Genomic DNA, 16,744 nt, shown 5'->3' with positions numbered 1-16,744 from the left:
TCGAAATGGATTCGGCCCGGACGCCCGCTCCAGTTATCACACAACCCCATTTGGGCGTTTTTTTTGCAGCGTCGGGCGGGCATACTAGGCCGTCCCTTTCCCTGGTGCCGCCCGCCCCTATGCTTCGCCTCCTGATCGCCCTCGCTCTGACCTGCCTGCTCCAACCGGCCTTCGCTGACGAGCGCGCGCAAACCCAACAGCAGTTGGACGCCACGCGTCAGGACATCGCCGAGCTGAAGAAAATGCTGGGCAAGCTCCAGGAAGAGAAGTCCGGCGTGCAGAAAGAGCTCAAGGGCACCGAGACCGAGATGGGCAAGCTCGAAAAAGAAGTCGACGCCCTGCAGAAAGAGCTGAAGAAAAGCGAATCCGAGCTGCAACGGCTCGATGCGGAGAAAAAAAAACTCCAGAGCGCGCGCACTGAACAGCAGCGACTGATCGCCATCCAGGCCCGGGCGGCCTACCAGAACGGCCGTCAGGAGTACCTCAAGCTGCTGCTCAACCAGCAGAACCCCGAGAAGTTCGCCCGCACCCTCACCTATTACGACTACCTGAGCCAGGCCCGCCTGGAGCAGCTGAAGAATTTCAACGAAACCCTGCGCCAGCTGGCCAACGTCGAAAAGGACATCGGCCTGCAGCAAGCGCAGCTGCTGGTGCAGAAGAGCGACCTGGACACCCGGCGCGACGAGCTCGACAAGGTGCGCAAGGAACGCCAGCAGGTCCTGGCCAAGCTCAACGACGACGTGAAGGCCCGGGATCAGAAGCTCGCGGCCCGCGAGCAGGATCAGGCAGACCTGTCTAAAGTCCTTAAAACCATTGAGGAAACCCTGGCCCGCCAGGCCCGAGAGGCAGAAGAAGCGCGGCAGAAAGCGCTGATCGCCCAGCAGGAAGCCGAAAAAAAGCGGTTGCGTGAGGCCCAGGCAGCGGCGGACGACAGCGATGCCCCGCGCAAGCCGGCCCGGCCGACGCCCGGCGCGCTGGTCTCCAGCAGCGGCGAAACCTTCGGCGGCCCGTTTGCCGCCACCCGGGGAAAACTTCCGTGGCCGGTCGATGGTCGACTGTTGGCGCGCTTCGGCGAAACCCGCGGCGACGACGCCCGCACCAAGTGGGACGGCGTGATGATCAGCGCCTCCGCCGGCAGCCAGGTGCATGCCGTGCACGGCGGACGCGTGGTGTTCGCCGACTGGCTGCGGGGCGCGGGCCTGCTGGTGATCCTCGATCACGGCAACGGTTTTCTGAGCCTTTACGGCCACAACCAGACGCTGCTCAAGTCGGCGGGCGATGTGGTCAAGGCCGGCGAGTCCATCTCCACTGTGGGCAACAGTGGCGGCCAGGACACGCCGGCGCTGTATTTCGCAATTCGTCAGCAGGGTCACCCCAGTGATCCGGCGCAATGGTGCCGCGCGCAAGGATAAGCGCGCCGCCTAATTCAGGAGTCCGTTCGACATGCTGCATCTGTCCCGCCTTACCTCGCTGGCCCTGACGATCGCCCTGGTGATCGGCGCGCCCCTGGCGTTCGCCGCCCAGCCGGCCCCGGCCGTCGCTCCGGCAGGCACCGCCGCCACCGCCAAGGCACCGCTGCCGCTGGAGGAGCTGCGCACCTTCGCCGAGGTCATGGACCGGATCAAGGCCGCCTATGTCGAGCCGGTGGACGACAAGACCCTGCTGGAGAACGCGATCAAGGGCATGCTCAGCAACCTCGACCCGCACTCCGCCTACCTGGGGCCTGAAGACTTCGCCGAACTGCAGGAAAGCACCAGCGGCGAATTCGGCGGCCTGGGCATCGAGGTCGGCGCCGAAGACGGCTTCATCAAGGTCGTGTCGCCGATCGACGACACCCCGGCGTCCAAGGCCGGCATCCAGGCCGGCGACTTCATCGTCAAGATCAACGGCCAGCCGACCCGCGGCCAGAGCATGACCGAAGCCGTGGACAAGATGCGCGGCAAGATCGGCCAGAAGATCACCCTGACCCTGGTGCGCGACGGCGGCACGCCGTTCGACGTGACCCTGGCCCGCGCGGTCATCCAGGTCAAGAGCGTCAAGGCGCAGCTGCTCGAATCCGGCTACGGCCTGATCCGCATCACCCAGTTCCAGGTCAAGACCGGCGAGGAAGTCTCCAAGGCCCTGGCCAAGCTGCGCAAGGACAACGGCAAGAAGCTCAACGGCATCGTCCTCGACCTGCGCAACAACCCGGGCGGCGTGCTGCAAGCGGCGGTGGAAGTGGTCGACCACTTCATCACCAAGGGCCTGATCGTCTACACCAAGGGCCGGATCGCCAACTCCGAGCTGCGCTTCTCCGCCACCGGCAAGGACGAAAGCGAAGCGGTGCCGATGGTGGTGCTGATCAACGGCGGCAGCGCCTCGGCCTCGGAGATCGTCGCCGGCGCCCTGCAGGACCAGAAGCGCGCCGTGGTCATGGGCACCACCAGTTTCGGCAAGGGCTCGGTGCAGACCGTGCTGCCGCTGAACAACGACCGGGCGCTGAAGATCACCACCGCGCTGTACTTCACCCCCAACGGCCGCTCGATCCAGGCCCAGGGCATCGTGCCGGACATCGAAGTGCGCAAGGCCAAGATCACCAACGAGGCCGACGGCGACTACTTCAAGGAAGCCGACCTGCAGGGCCACCTGGGCAACGGCAACGGCGGCGCCGACCGTCCGAGCGGTTCCGGCGGCAAGGCCAAGGCGATGCCGCAGGATGACGATTACCAGTTGGCCCAGGCCCTGAGCCTGCTCAAAGGGCTGAGCATCACCTCCGGCCGTTGAGGATGGGTCTGCGCTTCATCCTCGTCCTGTTGTGCTGCCTGGCGGGCGCCGCTCACGCGGAGTCTGCCGGACCGGTGCCCCACAAGGCCTACCTGAGCCTGATCATCGACGACCTGGGGCAGAGCCTGCCCCGGGATCGCCGCGTCCTCGCCCTGCCCGGCCCCGTGACGGCGGCGATCATGCCGGACACCCCGCACGCCACCGAATTCGCCCGCGAAGCCCACCGCGCCGGCAAGACCGTGATCCTGCACATGCCCATGGATCCGGCCACCGGGCCGTTCGCCTGGCACCCCGAACTGCCTGTCGAAGAACTGGCCCGGCGCCTCGACGCCGCCTTCCGGCAGGTGCCCTACACCGCCGGCATCAACAACCACATGGGCAGCCGCATGACCGCGCAGCCGGCGGCCATGGCGTGGCTGATGGAGGAATTGCAGCGCCGCCACAAGTTCTTCGTCGACAGCCGCACCAGCGCCCAGACCGTGGCGGCGCAGCAGGCGCAGAAGATCGGCCTGGCCAGCGTCTCGCGGGATGTGTTCCTCGATGACGAACGCACCGAGGCCGCCATCTTCACCCAGTTGCAGACGGCGATCAGCCTGGCGCGCAAACAGGGCTCGGCGGTGATGATCGGCCATCCGTATCCCCAGACCCTGGCCGTGCTGGAGCGCGAACTGCCCAAGCTCAAAGCCCAGGGCATCGAGTGGATCGACATCCGCCAGATGATCAGCGTGCGCGGCAACCGCGCCACGGCGGCCCACGGCAAGGACGGCGTCTACCGCTGAACCGTCTTGCCCGCGCGATACCCGGCTACCGCCAGACGTCCCCCGCGATTCCCGATAGTGAAGCCTGCAACAGGCCGCGGCCCCCTTGGGTCGCCTTTCACCATCAGGACCTTTCATGAACACACACGAAGACACCGCATTGCCGACCCGGCCAATGCAACCCCTGCGATTCGACAACCTGCTGATCAACTTCGCGACCGAGTTCTACCGGGTCTGGGACACCCGGGGCTCACGGGCCAAACCCGCCGCCTTCTGGCGCCCTGCGCCGGCCCCGGACCTGCTGCCCGGCTATTTTCCGCTGGGCGATGTGGTCGCCACTGACTTCGACAACATCAACGGCAAACGCGTAGTGGCCGTGGTCTGCGAAGCGGATGCGCACACCAAGGATCCGGCTCAAGCCAACGCACTGAGCCAGCCTGTGGACTACGAGCTGATCTGGAACGACAAGGGCACGAAATCGAAGATAGACGGCGCGCTGTGGCGCCCGATTCCTGCGCAAGGCTACGTCGCGCTGGGATCGGTGTGCACCAACGATCACGAAAAGCCTTCGCTCAACGCCGTCCGCTGCGTGCGGGCCGACCTGGTGATCGCATCGCGGGTCGACGAGCTGATCTGGAACGACAAGGGCAGCGGCTCCAGGCACAAATTCAGCGCCTGGCGCATCACGCCGCCCCATGCCCCGTCCGGGGAGATCCACCTGGCGCCCGGCACCTTTGCCGCCGACGGCAGCTACGACCGGCCGGAGCTGGGCAGCGTGGCCTATTCGTTGCGCCTGCCGGTTCCGCTTCAGGTCAGCCCCCAGCCGACAGCGCCCCAACTGACCGGAGAGCCGCCGGCCCCGCCGGTGGAGCCGGCCAAGCTCACCCACACGGCCAGGCTGCCCTGGTTCACGGTCAAGGATCCCTTGCTGTCGCCCCTCGAACAGCTGCGCCGCTCGCCCAGCTACCGACTGGAAAGGACGGATCAGTACATGCTCATCGGCTATGGCCACAACACGGAAAGCCAAGGCAGGACGTTCAGATGGACCGCGCCCCGCGCGCAAAGGGCCGAGCACCTGCGGGCATTCGCGGAACTGACGACGGTTGAGTTCGGCCGCCAATGGCCGACGGCGGAGCCGGCACCTTTGCGGTTTTCGGCGAGGCTGGACGAAGACTTCGTCCAGTGCGGCGCGCAAGCGAACGAGTGGCCCAATGACCGTCCCCTTGATGTCATCACGCTCGCCGCCGGGCAGAAATCCATCGCGGTCTACCTGGTGCAGAGCAACTTCACGCTGCTGCGCGAAGACGGCACGCCGGTGACCGACACCGTCAGCTACACCGATGGCAACCGCTTGCACCTCTGCGAACACTCGCCGCAAGAGACGGTGTTCGTCTGCCCTCCGATCCCGTCGCCGGTTCCTGCGCCGGCTCCTGCTCCGGCGGACAAGCCGGCCACCGAACAGCCCTCGCCGGCAGATGTTACGGACGTGACGGACGTTACAGATACCGTCCCATGATCTCGTCGACCACGCCGTCCTTGCGCATCTGATCCAGGGCGGCCTGGAGCCGGGCGACCGTTTCGTCCGGCACTTCCTTGTTCAGCGCCAGGTACAGCTGGGCGCTGTTGAAGCGCAGCACGGTCTTGAGGCCGGTCACGCCGTCCTGGCGGGCCAGGTAGCGCCCGGCAGGGTCGCCGGTGGCCCACAGGTCGATCTGGCCGTTCACCAGTTTCTTCGCGTTGTCCTGATCGCGCAGCACCACGGTCGGCTTCAGGCCTTGCTTGGTCAGGGTCTCCGCGATCGCATCGCCTTTGTAGGCGCCGATCTTGTACTTGCGCGCGTCGTTCAGGGTTTCGAGGGTGATCTTGCTGTCAGCCCGGGCCAGCATGATCCAGTCGTCCGGGCCGATGGGGCCGACCCATTTGAACAGCCGTTCGCGGTCAGGCAGCCGCGCCATCACGAACGCACCGTAACCGGGATTCTCCAGCGCCAGCTTGTAGACCCGCTCCCAGGGGAAGCGCAGGGTCAGGCTGTAGGTGAGGCCGGCCCGCTTGAACATCTCGCGCACGATGTCCGTGGCGATGCCGTCGATGTTCTCGTCCTGGGCGAAGTTCTTGCCGTTCTTCGCCATGTTGTACGGCGGGAAGTTTTCGGTGAGGAGCACCAGACCGGTGTCGGGACTGTCCTCGGCCCGGGCCGTGTTGAACAGCAACACCGAAGCGCTGGCGAGGACGAGAAGCAGGCGTTTGATCATGTCGGGCTACCGGAATCCATGGCGTGTTCAAGAGTGCCCTGAGCACGCCATGCTGTCCACTGGCCTGTACGGCTTAGCGCATCACGATGCCGCGATGGGCCATGTAGGCCTTGGCTTCCTGCACGGTGTATTCGCCGAAGTGGAAGATGCTCGCCGCCAGCACCGCGCTGGCGTGGCCTTCGAGGATGCCGTCGGCCAGGTGCTGCAGGTTGCCGACGCCGCCGGAGGCGATCACCGGGATGTTCAGGGCATCGCTGATGGCACGGGTCACGCCCAGGTCGAAGCCGTTCTTCATGCCGTCCTGGTCCATGCTGGTCAGCAGGATCTCGCCGGCCCCCAGGCCTTCCATCTTCTTCGCCCACTCGACCGCGTCGAGGCCGGTCGGCTTGCGGCCGCCGTGGGTGAAGATCTCCCAGCGCGGGGCCTCGCCCGGGCCGGACACCTTCTTGGCGTCGATGGCGACGACGATGCACTGCGAGCCGAAGTGCTCGGCCGCTTCGCCGACGAATTCCGGGTTGAACACCGCCGCGGTGTTGATCGACACCTTGTCGGCGCCGGCGTTGAGCAGGTTGCGGATGTCCTGCACGGTGCGCACGCCGCCGCCCACGGTCAGCGGGATGAACACCTGGCTGGCCATGCGCTCGACGGTGTGCAGCGTGGTGTCACGGCCGTCGACGCTGGCGGTGATGTCGAGGAAGGTGATCTCGTCCGCGCCCTGCTCGTCGTAGCGGCGGGCGATCTCCACCGGGTCGCCGGCGTCACGGATGTTTTCGAACTTCACGCCCTTGACCACCCGGCCGTTGTCCACGTCCAGGCAAGGGATGATGCGTTTGGCCAGCGCCATGGTCAGTCCTCAGCCTTTGTACGAATCGCAGAAGGCCTGGGCCTCTGCGACGTCGAGGGTGCCTTCGTAGATCGCCCGGCCGGTGATGGCGCCGATGATGCCCGGCGCTTTCGCGTCGAGCAGCGACTTGATGTCACCCAGGTTGTGGATGCCGCCGGAGGCGATCACCGGGATCTTCGTGGCTGCTGCCAAGGCGGCGGTGAACGGCACGTTGCAGCCCTGCATCATGCCGTCTTTGGCGATGTCGGTGTAGACGATGGCGGACACGCCGTCGGCTTCGAAACGCTTGGCCAGGTCGATCACCTGCACGCTGCTGACTTCGGCCCAGCCGTCGGTGGCGACGAAGCCGTCCTTGGCGTCGAGGCCGACGATCACCTTGCCCGGAAACGCACGGCAGGCCTCGGCGACGAACTCAGGCTCCTTCACGGCCTTGGTGCCGATGATCACGTAGCTCACGCCGGCCTTGACGTAGTGCTCGATGGTTTCCAGGGAGCGGATGCCGCCGCCGATCTGGATCGGCAGGTTCGGGTAGCGTTTGGCGATGGCGGTGACCACTTCGCCGTTGACCGGCTGGCCTTCGAAGGCGCCGTTCAGGTCGACCAGATGCAGACGGCGGCAGCCGCCCTCCACCCACTTGGCAGCCATGCTCACCGGGTCATCGGAGAACACCGTGGAATCTTCCATGCGGCCCTGGCGCAGACGTACGCAGGCACCGTCTTTAAGATCGATAGCGGGAATAATCAGCATCTGGCAAACCTTCAGATTTGAATGTTCAGCTTGGCTCGGGAATCAGTTTTTCTCGAGCGCCCACAGGTCGCTTTCGATGCTTTCAAACCGCTCCTTGAGGTGGGTCTGCACATCGAAGATCGCCCTGTTGTAATAGTGCGGTGCGATTTCACGGGTAAACAGGTCAAGAATCTCCGCCGCCTCGAACGAACCCAGGTCCAGTTCGAAACGGTCCTCCATGAACCGCTGGATCTTGCGGCTGGCCTCACTCTCCTGTTCGGGCGTGAGGGTGAGGATCGGCGGTTTCTTCTTGACGGCCATTTACCAGCGACCGTCCCACGCCGCGAAGTTCTGCAGCAATTGCAGGCCGTGGGTATGGCTCTTCTCGGGGTGGAACTGCACGGCGAAGCGCGAGCCTTCGGCCAGCGCCGCCGCGAAATCGACGCCGTAATGGCCGCTGCCCACCACCTGCCGCGCGTTGCCGGCGGCGATGTAGTAGCTGTGCACGAAGTAGAACCGCGCCAGGTCCGGAATGTTGTGCCACAGCGGGTGGTCCACCGACTGCTTCACTTCGTTCCAGCCCATGTGCGGCACCTTCAGGTGCTCGCCGTCCTCATGCAGGTCCTTGCCGAAGAACTTCACCGCGCCCGGGAACAGGCCGATGCAGTCGACGCCGTCGTTCTCTTCGCTCGTGTCGAGCAAGGCCTGCATGCCGACGCAGATGCCGAGGAACGGACGGTCCTGGCTGACCTCGCGCACCAGCGAATCGAACCCCAGGCGACGGATCTCCGCCATGCAGTCGCGGATCGCGCCGACGCCGGGAAACACCACCCGGTCGGCTTCGCGGATCACGTCCGCGTCGCTGGTGATCAGCACCTTGCCGGCGCCGACGTGCTCGAGGGCCTTGGCCACCGAGTGCAGGTTGCCCATGCCGTAATCGATAACCGCCACTGTCTGCATTACAGCACGCCCTTGGTCGATGGCATCTGCCCGGCCATGCGGTCGTCCAGTTCCACGGCCATGCGCAGCGCGCGGCCGAAGGCCTTGAACACGGTCTCGATCTGGTGGTGGGTGTTGTGCCCGCGCAGGTTGTCGATGTGCAGGGTGACGTTGGCGTGGTTGACGAAGCCCTGGAAGAATTCCTGGAACAGGTCGACGTCGAAGCCGCCGACGGTGGCGCGGGTGTACGGCACGTGCATCTGCAGGCCCGGACGGCCGGAGAAGTCGATCACCACGCGCGACAGCGCTTCGTCGAGCGGCACGTAGGCGTGGCCGTAGCGGCGGATGCCTTTCTTGTCGCCGATGGCCTGGGTGAACGCCTGGCCGAGGGTGATGCCGACGTCTTCGACGGTGTGGTGGTCGTCGATATGCAGGTCGCCCTTGCACTCGATGTCGAGGTCGATCAACCCGTGACGGGCGATCTGATCCAGCATGTGCTCAAGAAAAGGCACGCCGATATCGAATCGGGCCTTTCCGGTGCCATCAAGGTTGATCGAGGCTTTGATCTGGGTTTCCAGAGTGTCGCGCTCGACAGACGCCTTACGTTCGGCCATCACCAGCTCCGCAAAATCATTGGGCGAAAAAGGCAGCCATTATAGGGGCGCGGGCGGGAAACAGAAACACAGGAGGTGAGATGACTGACGGACAGGACGCCCGGCTGTCGCGGGTAGACATGTCCATACAAGCCATTGCGGATGCGGGACAGGTCGGCGTGGCGAGGGAGCTTGCTCCCGCCGGGGTGCGCAGCGGCCCCAAACGGTCTGCGGCCGAAGCGGACGCGGACTCTTCGTCACAAGAGCCCGCGCCCGCCCGGTGGATACGGCGCTTAGTGGAACAGCACCGCCGTCTTCTGCAGGGTCACCCACACGCCCCACGCCAGCGGAATGCCCACCGCCAGCCACGCGGCGATCGCCAGCGGCTTGCTGCCCGGCGCGGCTTTCCACTCAAGCACGGTGGTGGCGTCGGCGCCCTTGTCGTGGCCCAGCGCCTGTTCGGCGGCCAGTTCGGCGTCGGTCATGAAGTACTTGTCGGCCACCGGACGCACCAGCAGGTTGCACAGGAAACCCAGCACCAGCAGGCCTGCGAGGATGTACAGGGTAATGTCGTAGGCGGCGGCGCGCTCGACGCCGATGCTCAGCTGGTACTCGCGCAGATAGTTCACCAGCACCGGGCCGAGCACGCCGGCAGCGGCCCAGGCGGTCAACAGGCGACCGTGGATCGCGCCGACCATCTGCGTGCCGAACAGGTCGGCCAGGTAGGCCGGAACGGTGGCGAAGCCGCCGCCGTACATCGACAGGATGATGCAGAACGCCGCCACGAACAGCGCGACGTTGCCCAGGTGGCCGAGGTTCGGGATCAGCGCGTACAGGGCAAAGCCCAGGGCGAAGAACACGAAATAGGTGTTCTTGCGGCCCAGGTAGTCCGAGAACGAGGCCCAGAAGAACCGGCCGCCGATGTTGAACAGGCTCAGCAGCCCGGTGAAGCCGGCGGCGATCGCGGCGATCGAAGCCAGTTGCGAAGCGTCGAGCTGGCCGAACGGCAGGTCGTTGCCCAAAAGCTTGCCGCCGAACACTTCCTGCAGCAGCGGCGAAGCCATGCCGAGGATGCCGATGCCGGCGGAGACGTTCAGGCACAGCACCAGCCACACCAGGCGGAACTGCGGGGTTTTCCAGGCCACGTTCACGTGCACGTGACGGTGGGTGATCATCGCGTTCGACGCTTTCTTCGCCGGCGCGGTCCAGCCTTCAGGCTTCCAGCCGGTCGGCGGAACGCGGTAGGCCAGGGCACCGCCGATCATGAACACGAAGTAGATCGCGGCCATCGCCACGAAGCTCTGCCAGACGCCCACGCCTTGCGGCGAAGCGAAGTGGCTCATCAGCGCGGTCGCCAGAGGAGCGCCGACCATCGCGCCGCCGCCGAAGCCCATGATCGCCATGCCGGTGGCCATGCCGCGCTTGTCCGGGAACCACTTGATCAGGGTCGAGACGGGCGAGATGTAGCCCAGGCCCAGACCGATGCCGCCGATCACGCCCGAACCGATCCACATCAGCCAGATCTGGTGGGTGTAGATGCCCAGCGCAGAGATCAGCAGACCGCCGCACCAGCACAGCGCCGACACCACGCCGGCCTTGCGGGGGCCTGCGTGTTCGAGCCAGCCGCCCCAGATCGCCGCCGAGCAGCCGAGGAAGATGAAGAACAGGGTGTAGATCCAGCCGAGCATGGAGATCGGCCAGTCGCATTGCGAAGAGAAGACCTGTGCGATGAAGCTCATGTCCGGTGCGCAGGCCACCGGCGCGGTGATGCCCAGCGCCTTGGACAGCGGCAGCCAGAACACCGAGAAACCGTAGGCCATGCCGATGCACAGGTGGATGGCCAGCGCGGCCGGTGGAACCAGCCAGCGGTTGAAGCCGGGCTTGGCGATGATGCGTTCCTTGGACAGGAACGCGGGCTCGGCGGCGCGAAGGCCGTCCGCCGTGATGCTCGTGCTCATTGTGTATCCCCCAATTATTAGAATGGTTCGCCAGCCACTGCTCACCCTCGGCCTTGATGCACGCAGGCATGACCGTTGTTTTGGGGTGAAGCTCCTTGATGGCGCGACGTTAAGTCGCAGAAGGACGGACGAACGGGCGAAGGTTACCATTTGCAGGTGACAGAAAAACCAAACTGACATCACCTTTTTCACGTCATCTGATCTCGTATCACTCAGGAAAACCCCATGCCGATCATTGTCCAAGCGCTGAACGCCGCCGATTCCCGCGATCGGGAGGATTTAGAGAAGATCTACCGCGATGCGCCGCCGTGGCTGTTCGCGCCGTTTTCCGGGGCTTTGCAATTGACCGAAGAGGCCCTGGCCGACGGCACGCTCATCGCCGGGCGCTTCAATGACCGCCTGCTGGGCGCGGCACGTCTGCGACCCCAGGGCAGCGTCTGGTACTTGTCCCATTTGTGCGTCAGAAAAGTCACCCGCCGTCGTGGCGTTGCCGAGCGGTTGGTGAACGAAGCGCGGAAAATGGCGTCGCAAGCGGGGGCCCAATTGCGCCTGCAGGCCCCGGCCGGCCATCTCGAGGCCCAGGCGCTGGCGGCCAAGCTGCACCTGCCGCTGGACGTGCTGCCCGCGTGAAGCCACACCAGCCGGAGGGCATGCGGCGCTATACTCCCCGGCTAAATTACGAATTCGACTAACACAAGGACTCGCCCATGAAAGCGTTCGGCAAAATCCTGGGTCTGGTGCTTCTGGGTCTGTTGCTGATCATCGTGGCGGCAGGCTTTGCCCTGACCCACTTCTTCGATCCCAACGACTACAAGGACGAAATCCGCCAGATTGCCCGCGACAAGGCCCACATCGAGCTGACGCTCAACGGCGACATCGGCTGGAGCCTGTTCCCGTGGCTCGGCCTGGAACTGCACGAGGCCAGCGTCGCGACCCTGGCCAAGCCTGCCGAACCGTTCGCCGACCTGCAGATGCTCGGCCTGTCCGTGCGCGTGCTGCCGCTGCTGCGCCGCGAGGTGCAGATGAGCGACGTGCGCGTCGAAGGCCTGAACCTGCGCCTGAGCCGCGACAAGACCGGCCACGGCAACTGGGAAGACATCGGTAAGGTGCCGGCGCCCGCCGGCAGCACCCCGCCGCCTGCGCCAGGCACGACCGCCGCCGAAGCGCCGGCCCAGCCGGAAAAGCCGGCGCAGCCGATCCGCCTCGACATCGACAGCCTCACCGTCAACAACGCCCGCGTCGAATACAACGACGAGCAGACCGGCAAGCAGTTCAGCGCCGAAAGCATCCAGTTGAGCACCGGCGCAGTGCACGATTCGACCAACATTCCGGTGAAGGCCACCGCGTTCCTCGGCACCAACCAGCCGGTGCTGCGCGTGCGCACCGAACTCAACGGCGAACTGCGCTTCGAGCGCGCGCTGCAACGCTACAAGTTCGAAGACCTGAAGCTGAGCGGTGAGCTGGCCGGCGACCCGCTGCAGGGCAAGACCGTCACCTTCGCCGCCCAAGGCCAGATGCTGCTGGACAAGGCCGCGAACGTCGCCGAATGGACCGGCATCAAGATCTCCGTGAACCAGTTGCGCGCCTTGGGCGAGCTCAAAGCCAACGACCTCGACAAGACGCCGCAGATCAGCGGCGGCATCTCCATCGCCCAGTTCGACCTGGCGAAGTTCGTCGACAGCATCGGCCAAACCCTGCCGGCCATGGCCGAAGGCAGCCTGAGCAAGGTCGAGCTGGTCAGCCGCGTCTCGGCCACGCCGACCAGCGCGGCGTTCGACAACATCAACCTGAAGCTCGACGACAGCAGCTTCAGCGGCCGCATCGCCGTCGAGGATTTCGCCAAGCAATCGCTGCGGGCGATCCTCAAGGCCGACACATTCAACGTCGACCGCTACCTGCCGCCCAAGTCCGCCCAGGCCAGCAGCGCCGCCCAAGTGCGCCAGGCCGAAGTCGCCAGCACCGAGGCCGACGCCATGGCCGGCGCCGGCTCCACGCCGCTGCCGGAAAAACCGAGCAAGAGCGCCTGGAGCACCGAGCGCCTGTTCCCGGTTGAGCGCCTGGGCAAGCTCGACGTGGACGCCGACCTGACCTTCGGCCAACTGACCCTGGACAAGCTGCCGATCCAGAACGCCGCGCTCAAGGCCACCGGCCAGGGCGGCCTGCTCACCCTGGAGAACCTGCGCGGCGAGCTGTTCAACGGCGACTTCGAAGCCAAGGGCACCCTCGACGTGCGCCCGAGCGCGCCGGTGCTGAACCTGCAGACCCGGATCAACCGCGTCCCGGTGGAGAAGATCCTCGAAAGCCAGGGCAAGAACCCGCCGGTCAAAGGGCTGGTCAACCTCACCGGCAATTTCACCGCCAGCGGCAACAGTCAGCAGGCGCTGGTCGAGACCCTCAACGGCAACGCCGGGTTCGTGATCAACAACGGCGTGCTGCTCAACGCCAACCTGGAACAGCAACTGTGCAAGGGCATCGCCACCCTCAACCGCAAGACCCTCAGCGGCGAGCCGCGGGGCAAGGACACCCCGTTCCAGGAGCTCAAGGGCAACCTGACCTTCCGTAACGGTCTGGCCAGCAACCCGGACCTGAAGGTGCGTATCCCCGGCATGACCGTCAACGGTGACGGCGACGTGGATCTGCGGGTGCTGGGCATGGACTACCGCGTGGGCATCATCGTCGAGGGCGACACCAGCGCCATGCCGGATCCGGCCTGCCAGGTCGGCGAGAAGTTCGTCGGCGTCGAATGGCCGCTGCGTTGCCGCGGGCCGCTGGAGCTGGGCGCCAAGGCTTGCCGGGTGGACAACGAACGGCTGGGCCAGGTCGCCAGCAAACTGGCCGGCGACCGGATCAGCGAGAAGATCGACGAAAAACTGGGCGACAAGGTCAGCCCTGAACTGAAGAACGCATTGAAGGGGCTGTTCAAGCGATGAGAGCGGAGCAGTTTTCAACGGCGGTGCTGGACTGGTACGACCGCCACGGCCGCCACGACCTGCCTTGGCAGCAGGGCATCAACCCGTACCGGGTATGGGTGTCGGAAATCATGCTGCAGCAGACCCAGGTCAGCACCGTGCTCAACTACTTCGACCGCTTCATGGCCGCGCTGCCCACGGTGCAGGCGCTGGCCGAGGCGCCGGAGGACGAAGTGCTGCACCTGTGGACGGGCCTGGGCTACTACACCCGCGCCCGCAACCTGCAGAAGACCGCGAAGATCGTCGTCAGCCAATACGGCGGCGAATTCCCGCGGGATGTGGAGAAGCTCACGGAGCTGCCGGGCATCGGCCTGTCCACCGCCGGGGCGATCGCCAGCATCAGCATGGGCCTGCGCGCGCCGATCCTCGACGGCAACGTCAAACGGGTGCTGGCGCGCTTCACCGCCCAGGAAGGCTATCCGGGCGAGCCGAAGGTGGCCAAACAGCTGTGGGCCGCCGCCGAGCGCTTCACGCCCCAGGATCGGGTCAACGCCTACACCCAGGCGATGATGGACCTGGGCGCCACCCTGTGCACCCGCAGCAAGCCGAGCTGCCTGCTGTGTCCGCTGGAGAAAGGCTGCGAAGCGCACATGCTGGGCCTTGAGACCCGCTACCCGATCCCCAAGCCGCGCAAGGCGATCCCGCAGAAGCGCACGCTGATGCCGATGCTGAGCAACGGCGAGGGCGCGATTCTGCTTTACCGCCGTCCGTCCACCGGGCTGTGGGGCGGCCTGTGGAGCCTGCCGGAGCTCGACGGCCTCGACGACCTGCAGCACCTGGCCGACCAGCATTCGCTGGCGCTCGGCGAACAGCAGGCGCTGCCCGGCCTCGTCCACACCTTCAGCCACTTTCAGCTGTCCATCGAACCCTGGCTGGTGCAGGTCCAAGAGACCGGCCATCACGTGGCCGAGGCCGACTGGCTCTGGTATAACCTCGCCACCCCGCCGCGCCTGGGCCTCGCCGCCCCGGTCAAGACCTTGCTCGAACGCGCGGCCGCCGTATTGAATGCAGGAGTGTCGCCATGACCCGTACCGTAATGTGCCGCAAATACAAAGAACAGCTCGAAGGCCTGGAGCGTCCTCCGTACCCGGGCCCCAAGGGCCAGGACATCTTCGAGCACGTCTCGGCCAAGGCCTGGGCCGACTGGCAGAAGCACCAGACCCTGCTGATCAACGAAAAGCGCCTGAACATGATGAACGCCGACGACCGCAAATTCATCCAGGGTGAAATGGACAAGTACTTCTCCGGCGAGGAATACGCCCAGGCCGAAGGTTACGTTCCGCCTGCCGAATAACCCGCCGCAACGGGGGCCGGAACGTAAGCGACGGAATAATTTAAAATTTTTTTGAAAACTTGCTTGACGCCCCCCTGAAAAACCCGTTTAATGCGCCCCGTTGCCCAGATAGCTCAGTCGGTAGAGCAGGGGATTGAAAATCCCCGTGTCGGCGGTTCGATTCCGTCTCTGGGCACCACATACCGAAAACCCTGAATCGAAAGATTCAGGGTTTTTTTATGCCCGTGATTTGCTGAAGGCTGGTTTAAGCCGCATCAATCGCGGTACTTTGGCCGCCCCTTACGGAAGAGGGTTGCCTGCCCGATGAACCAGAAACGCACCCGCATCCCCCTGCCCCATCCGCCGCCCTACCGCGAAAGCCGGGTCTCGTTCTGGCTGACCGTACTCGTCGGCGTGATGCTGGCCTTCGCCATCGGCGCGTCCCTCTACCTGATCGCCGATAACCTCATCAGCGGCTCGGTCACCACGATGAACCGCACCGGCCCGCGCCAGACCTACACCTTGGCGTCGCAGCCCGGCAGGTACTGGTTCGAGATCGTGTGGCAAGGCTTCTTCACGTTGATGCTGCTGGGCATCGTGTCGTTCGGGCTTTGGATACGGCGCAAGACGCGCCCGCGCGGTGCGCGGAGCAAGCGCACCAGGCGATGACCCTACAGGGTGTTCACGTAATCCACGGGAAGCAGGACGGTGTCCAGCGCAGCGTCCACCGGCATCGATACGACGGTGACCAGCGGACAGACGATCATGAAGTAGCAAATGATCGCCGCCGGCTTGCCGTCATTGCCGGTCACGCCGAGCAGTTGCAGATCCCCGTCGACGCCCTTGTAGTAATCCACGTCGGACATGCCTGTACTGACCCGCCCGATCATGGTGCCGCACGCGGTCTGCAACACCACCAGACCCGCCATCAAACCCACACGCAACATCCCTTTCAAAACCGACATCCTTGCATCCACAAAAACAGGAGGGGCGGGATTTTATCCGCATCGGTGCGCAAACTCCCGCCCCGCAGAACGCCGCTATTGGGTCGGCTCCCAGTTCCAGTGGAACACCAGATTGCGTGCAGGCCCGTTGCCGATGTCAGCCATGTCGCGCCGCACTTCGCCATTGCGGGTGGCGACCACGGTGTATTTGCCCGGAGGCAACTGCGCGTAGAGCAGCGGCCCGATCTGGTTGAGGCTGAGCACCGGTTGCCCGGTCGCTTTCTGGATGACCACATCGACATCCGAGGTGTACAGGTTCTGCACGCCGACGGCGAAGGTCATGTGCAGGTTGTAGCCGGCGGACTGCTGAATGGCCCGCGATTCGTCCAGGCCGATCCCGCCGGACAGGTAGTTGATGCCGTTCTGCTGCTGTTGCTGGACTTGCACGCCGGCGCTGTCGATCGGCTCCAGGCTGGTGGCCTGCACCATCACCGGAAACAACAGCGCAACCACGGCGGCGACGGGCAGCATGCATGCAATCACGCGTTTCATGATGCGACTCCCGGGTTCGTTCAGAACCCCTTCGTTACATCTCTTTAGATTTTGCGGGGCGGGTCGGGTTTTAGATTGTTTGGGAGTTGGGTCGGGTACTAAACGGACTACGACGTTGCCGGCCACCGGTTCGGACGCATTGCAAAACCTTCCGGCTAACGTTCATGCTCGCC

18 protein-coding genes and 1 tRNA gene are annotated in these 16,744 nt (G+C 65.0%); 10 read left to right on the top strand and 9 right to left on the bottom strand.

Going from position 1 to position 16,744, the window contains the following annotated elements:
• Positions 1-119: 119 nt before the first annotated feature.
• From CAG41_RS15350 to CAG41_RS15335, 4 genes are all read left to right on the top strand, one after another.
• Complete coding sequence (locus CAG41_RS15350) at positions 120-1,412, top strand: murein hydrolase activator EnvC (RefSeq protein WP_085581817.1); 1,293 nt, start codon at positions 120-122, stop codon at positions 1,410-1,412.
• A 31-nt stretch (positions 1,413-1,443) separates the two neighbouring features.
• Positions 1,444-2,763 (top strand): S41 family peptidase, encoded by a 1,320-nt coding sequence (locus CAG41_RS15345; protein ID WP_085581819.1) that lies wholly within the window; start codon positions 1,444-1,446, stop codon positions 2,761-2,763.
• Between the two features lie 2 nt (positions 2,764-2,765).
• Complete coding sequence (locus CAG41_RS15340; RefSeq protein WP_085581822.1) at positions 2,766-3,542, top strand: divergent polysaccharide deacetylase family protein; 777 nt, start codon at positions 2,766-2,768, stop codon at positions 3,540-3,542.
• A 115-nt stretch (positions 3,543-3,657) separates the two neighbouring features.
• Positions 3,658-5,037 carry a Vps62-related protein gene (locus tag CAG41_RS15335; RefSeq protein ID WP_085694888.1) on the top strand — a complete coding sequence of 460 codons (1,380 nt, stop codon included), beginning with the start codon at positions 3,658-3,660 and terminating at the stop codon, positions 5,035-5,037.
• Here the strand turns inward: CAG41_RS15335 and CAG41_RS15330 are convergent.
• From CAG41_RS15330 to CAG41_RS15300, 7 genes are all read right to left on the bottom strand, one after another.
• Positions 5,018-5,773: an ABC transporter substrate-binding protein gene (locus CAG41_RS15330; protein WP_085581826.1), complete on the bottom strand. Its 756-nt coding sequence runs from the start codon at positions 5,771-5,773 to the stop codon at positions 5,018-5,020. The two genes, CAG41_RS15335 and CAG41_RS15330, sit on opposite strands and share 20 nt — an antisense overlap.
• 73 nt (positions 5,774-5,846) lie before the next feature.
• A complete protein-coding gene (gene hisF, locus CAG41_RS15325) occupies positions 5,847-6,617 on the bottom strand; it encodes an imidazole glycerol phosphate synthase subunit HisF (protein ID WP_085581828.1) in 771 nt (256 codons plus the stop codon).
• A 9-nt stretch (positions 6,618-6,626) separates the two neighbouring features.
• Entirely contained in the window at positions 6,627-7,364 is a 738-nt protein-coding gene (gene hisA / locus CAG41_RS15320) for a 1-(5-phosphoribosyl)-5-[(5-phosphoribosylamino)methylideneamino]imidazole-4-carboxamide isomerase (RefSeq protein WP_085581830.1), read from the bottom strand.
• A gap of 42 nt (positions 7,365-7,406) precedes the next feature.
• The gene (locus CAG41_RS15315) at positions 7,407-7,664 is read right to left on the bottom strand and encodes a DUF2164 domain-containing protein (protein ID WP_085581832.1); all 258 of its coding nucleotides are present in this window, start codon (positions 7,662-7,664) and stop codon (positions 7,407-7,409) included.
• Complete coding sequence (gene hisH, locus CAG41_RS15310) at positions 7,665-8,303, bottom strand: imidazole glycerol phosphate synthase subunit HisH (protein WP_085581846.1); 639 nt, start codon at positions 8,301-8,303, stop codon at positions 7,665-7,667.
• Complete coding sequence (gene hisB, locus CAG41_RS15305; protein ID WP_085581847.1) at positions 8,303-8,896, bottom strand: imidazoleglycerol-phosphate dehydratase HisB; 594 nt, start codon at positions 8,894-8,896, stop codon at positions 8,303-8,305. The genes hisH and hisB overlap by 1 nt, the downstream gene beginning before the upstream one ends.
• 272 nt (positions 8,897-9,168) lie before the next feature.
• Positions 9,169-10,833 carry an OFA family MFS transporter gene (locus tag CAG41_RS15300; RefSeq protein WP_085581848.1) on the bottom strand — a complete coding sequence of 555 codons (1,665 nt, stop codon included), beginning with the start codon at positions 10,831-10,833 and terminating at the stop codon, positions 9,169-9,171.
• A 225-nt stretch (positions 10,834-11,058) separates the two neighbouring features.
• Here CAG41_RS15300 and CAG41_RS15295 point away from each other — a divergent pair, with 225 nt between their 5' ends.
• The 6 genes from CAG41_RS15295 (at position 11,059) to CAG41_RS15270 (ending at position 15,744) form a co-directional block, all read left to right on the top strand.
• On the top strand, positions 11,059-11,463 hold the full coding sequence (locus tag CAG41_RS15295) for an acetyl-CoA sensor PanZ family protein (protein WP_085581849.1): 405 nt from the start codon (positions 11,059-11,061) through the stop codon (positions 11,461-11,463).
• Positions 11,464-11,540: 77 nt separating this feature from the next.
• Entirely contained in the window at positions 11,541-13,763 is a 2,223-nt protein-coding gene (locus CAG41_RS15290; RefSeq protein WP_085631975.1) for an AsmA family protein, read from the top strand.
• Entirely contained in the window at positions 13,760-14,827 is a 1,068-nt protein-coding gene (gene mutY, locus CAG41_RS15285; protein ID WP_085581852.1) for an A/G-specific adenine glycosylase, read from the top strand. Before CAG41_RS15290 ends, mutY begins: the two co-directional genes overlap by 4 nt.
• Positions 14,824-15,096, top strand: coding sequence for an oxidative damage protection protein (locus CAG41_RS15280; RefSeq protein ID WP_085581854.1), 273 nt, complete (start codon positions 14,824-14,826; stop codon positions 15,094-15,096). The genes mutY and CAG41_RS15280 overlap by 4 nt, the downstream gene beginning before the upstream one ends.
• A 102-nt stretch (positions 15,097-15,198) precedes the next feature.
• Positions 15,199-15,274, top strand: a tRNA-Phe gene (locus tag CAG41_RS15275).
• Positions 15,275-15,399: 125 nt separating this feature from the next.
• Positions 15,400-15,744, top strand: a complete 345-nt coding sequence (locus CAG41_RS15270) for a hypothetical protein (protein ID WP_085631969.1) — start codon at positions 15,400-15,402, stop codon at positions 15,742-15,744.
• Positions 15,745-15,746: 2 nt separating this feature from the next.
• Here CAG41_RS15270 and CAG41_RS15265 read toward each other — a convergent pair whose 3' ends face one another.
• Positions 15,747-16,004: a YceK/YidQ family lipoprotein gene (locus CAG41_RS15265; protein ID WP_256575723.1), complete on the bottom strand. Its 258-nt coding sequence runs from the start codon at positions 16,002-16,004 to the stop codon at positions 15,747-15,749.
• A 111-nt stretch (positions 16,005-16,115) separates the two neighbouring features.
• A complete protein-coding gene (locus CAG41_RS15260) occupies positions 16,116-16,571 on the bottom strand; it encodes a hypothetical protein (RefSeq protein ID WP_085631967.1) in 456 nt (151 codons plus the stop codon).
• Positions 16,572-16,744: the final 173 nt, after the last annotated feature.

The sequence above is a fragment of the Pseudomonas sp. B35(2017) genome, from assembly GCF_002113645.1.
GTDB classification, from domain to species: domain Bacteria; phylum Pseudomonadota; class Gammaproteobacteria; order Pseudomonadales; family Pseudomonadaceae; genus Aquipseudomonas; species Aquipseudomonas ekonensis.
Note: the sequence above shows the minus strand (reverse complement) of the source record. Positions and strands in the feature narration are given on the sequence as shown.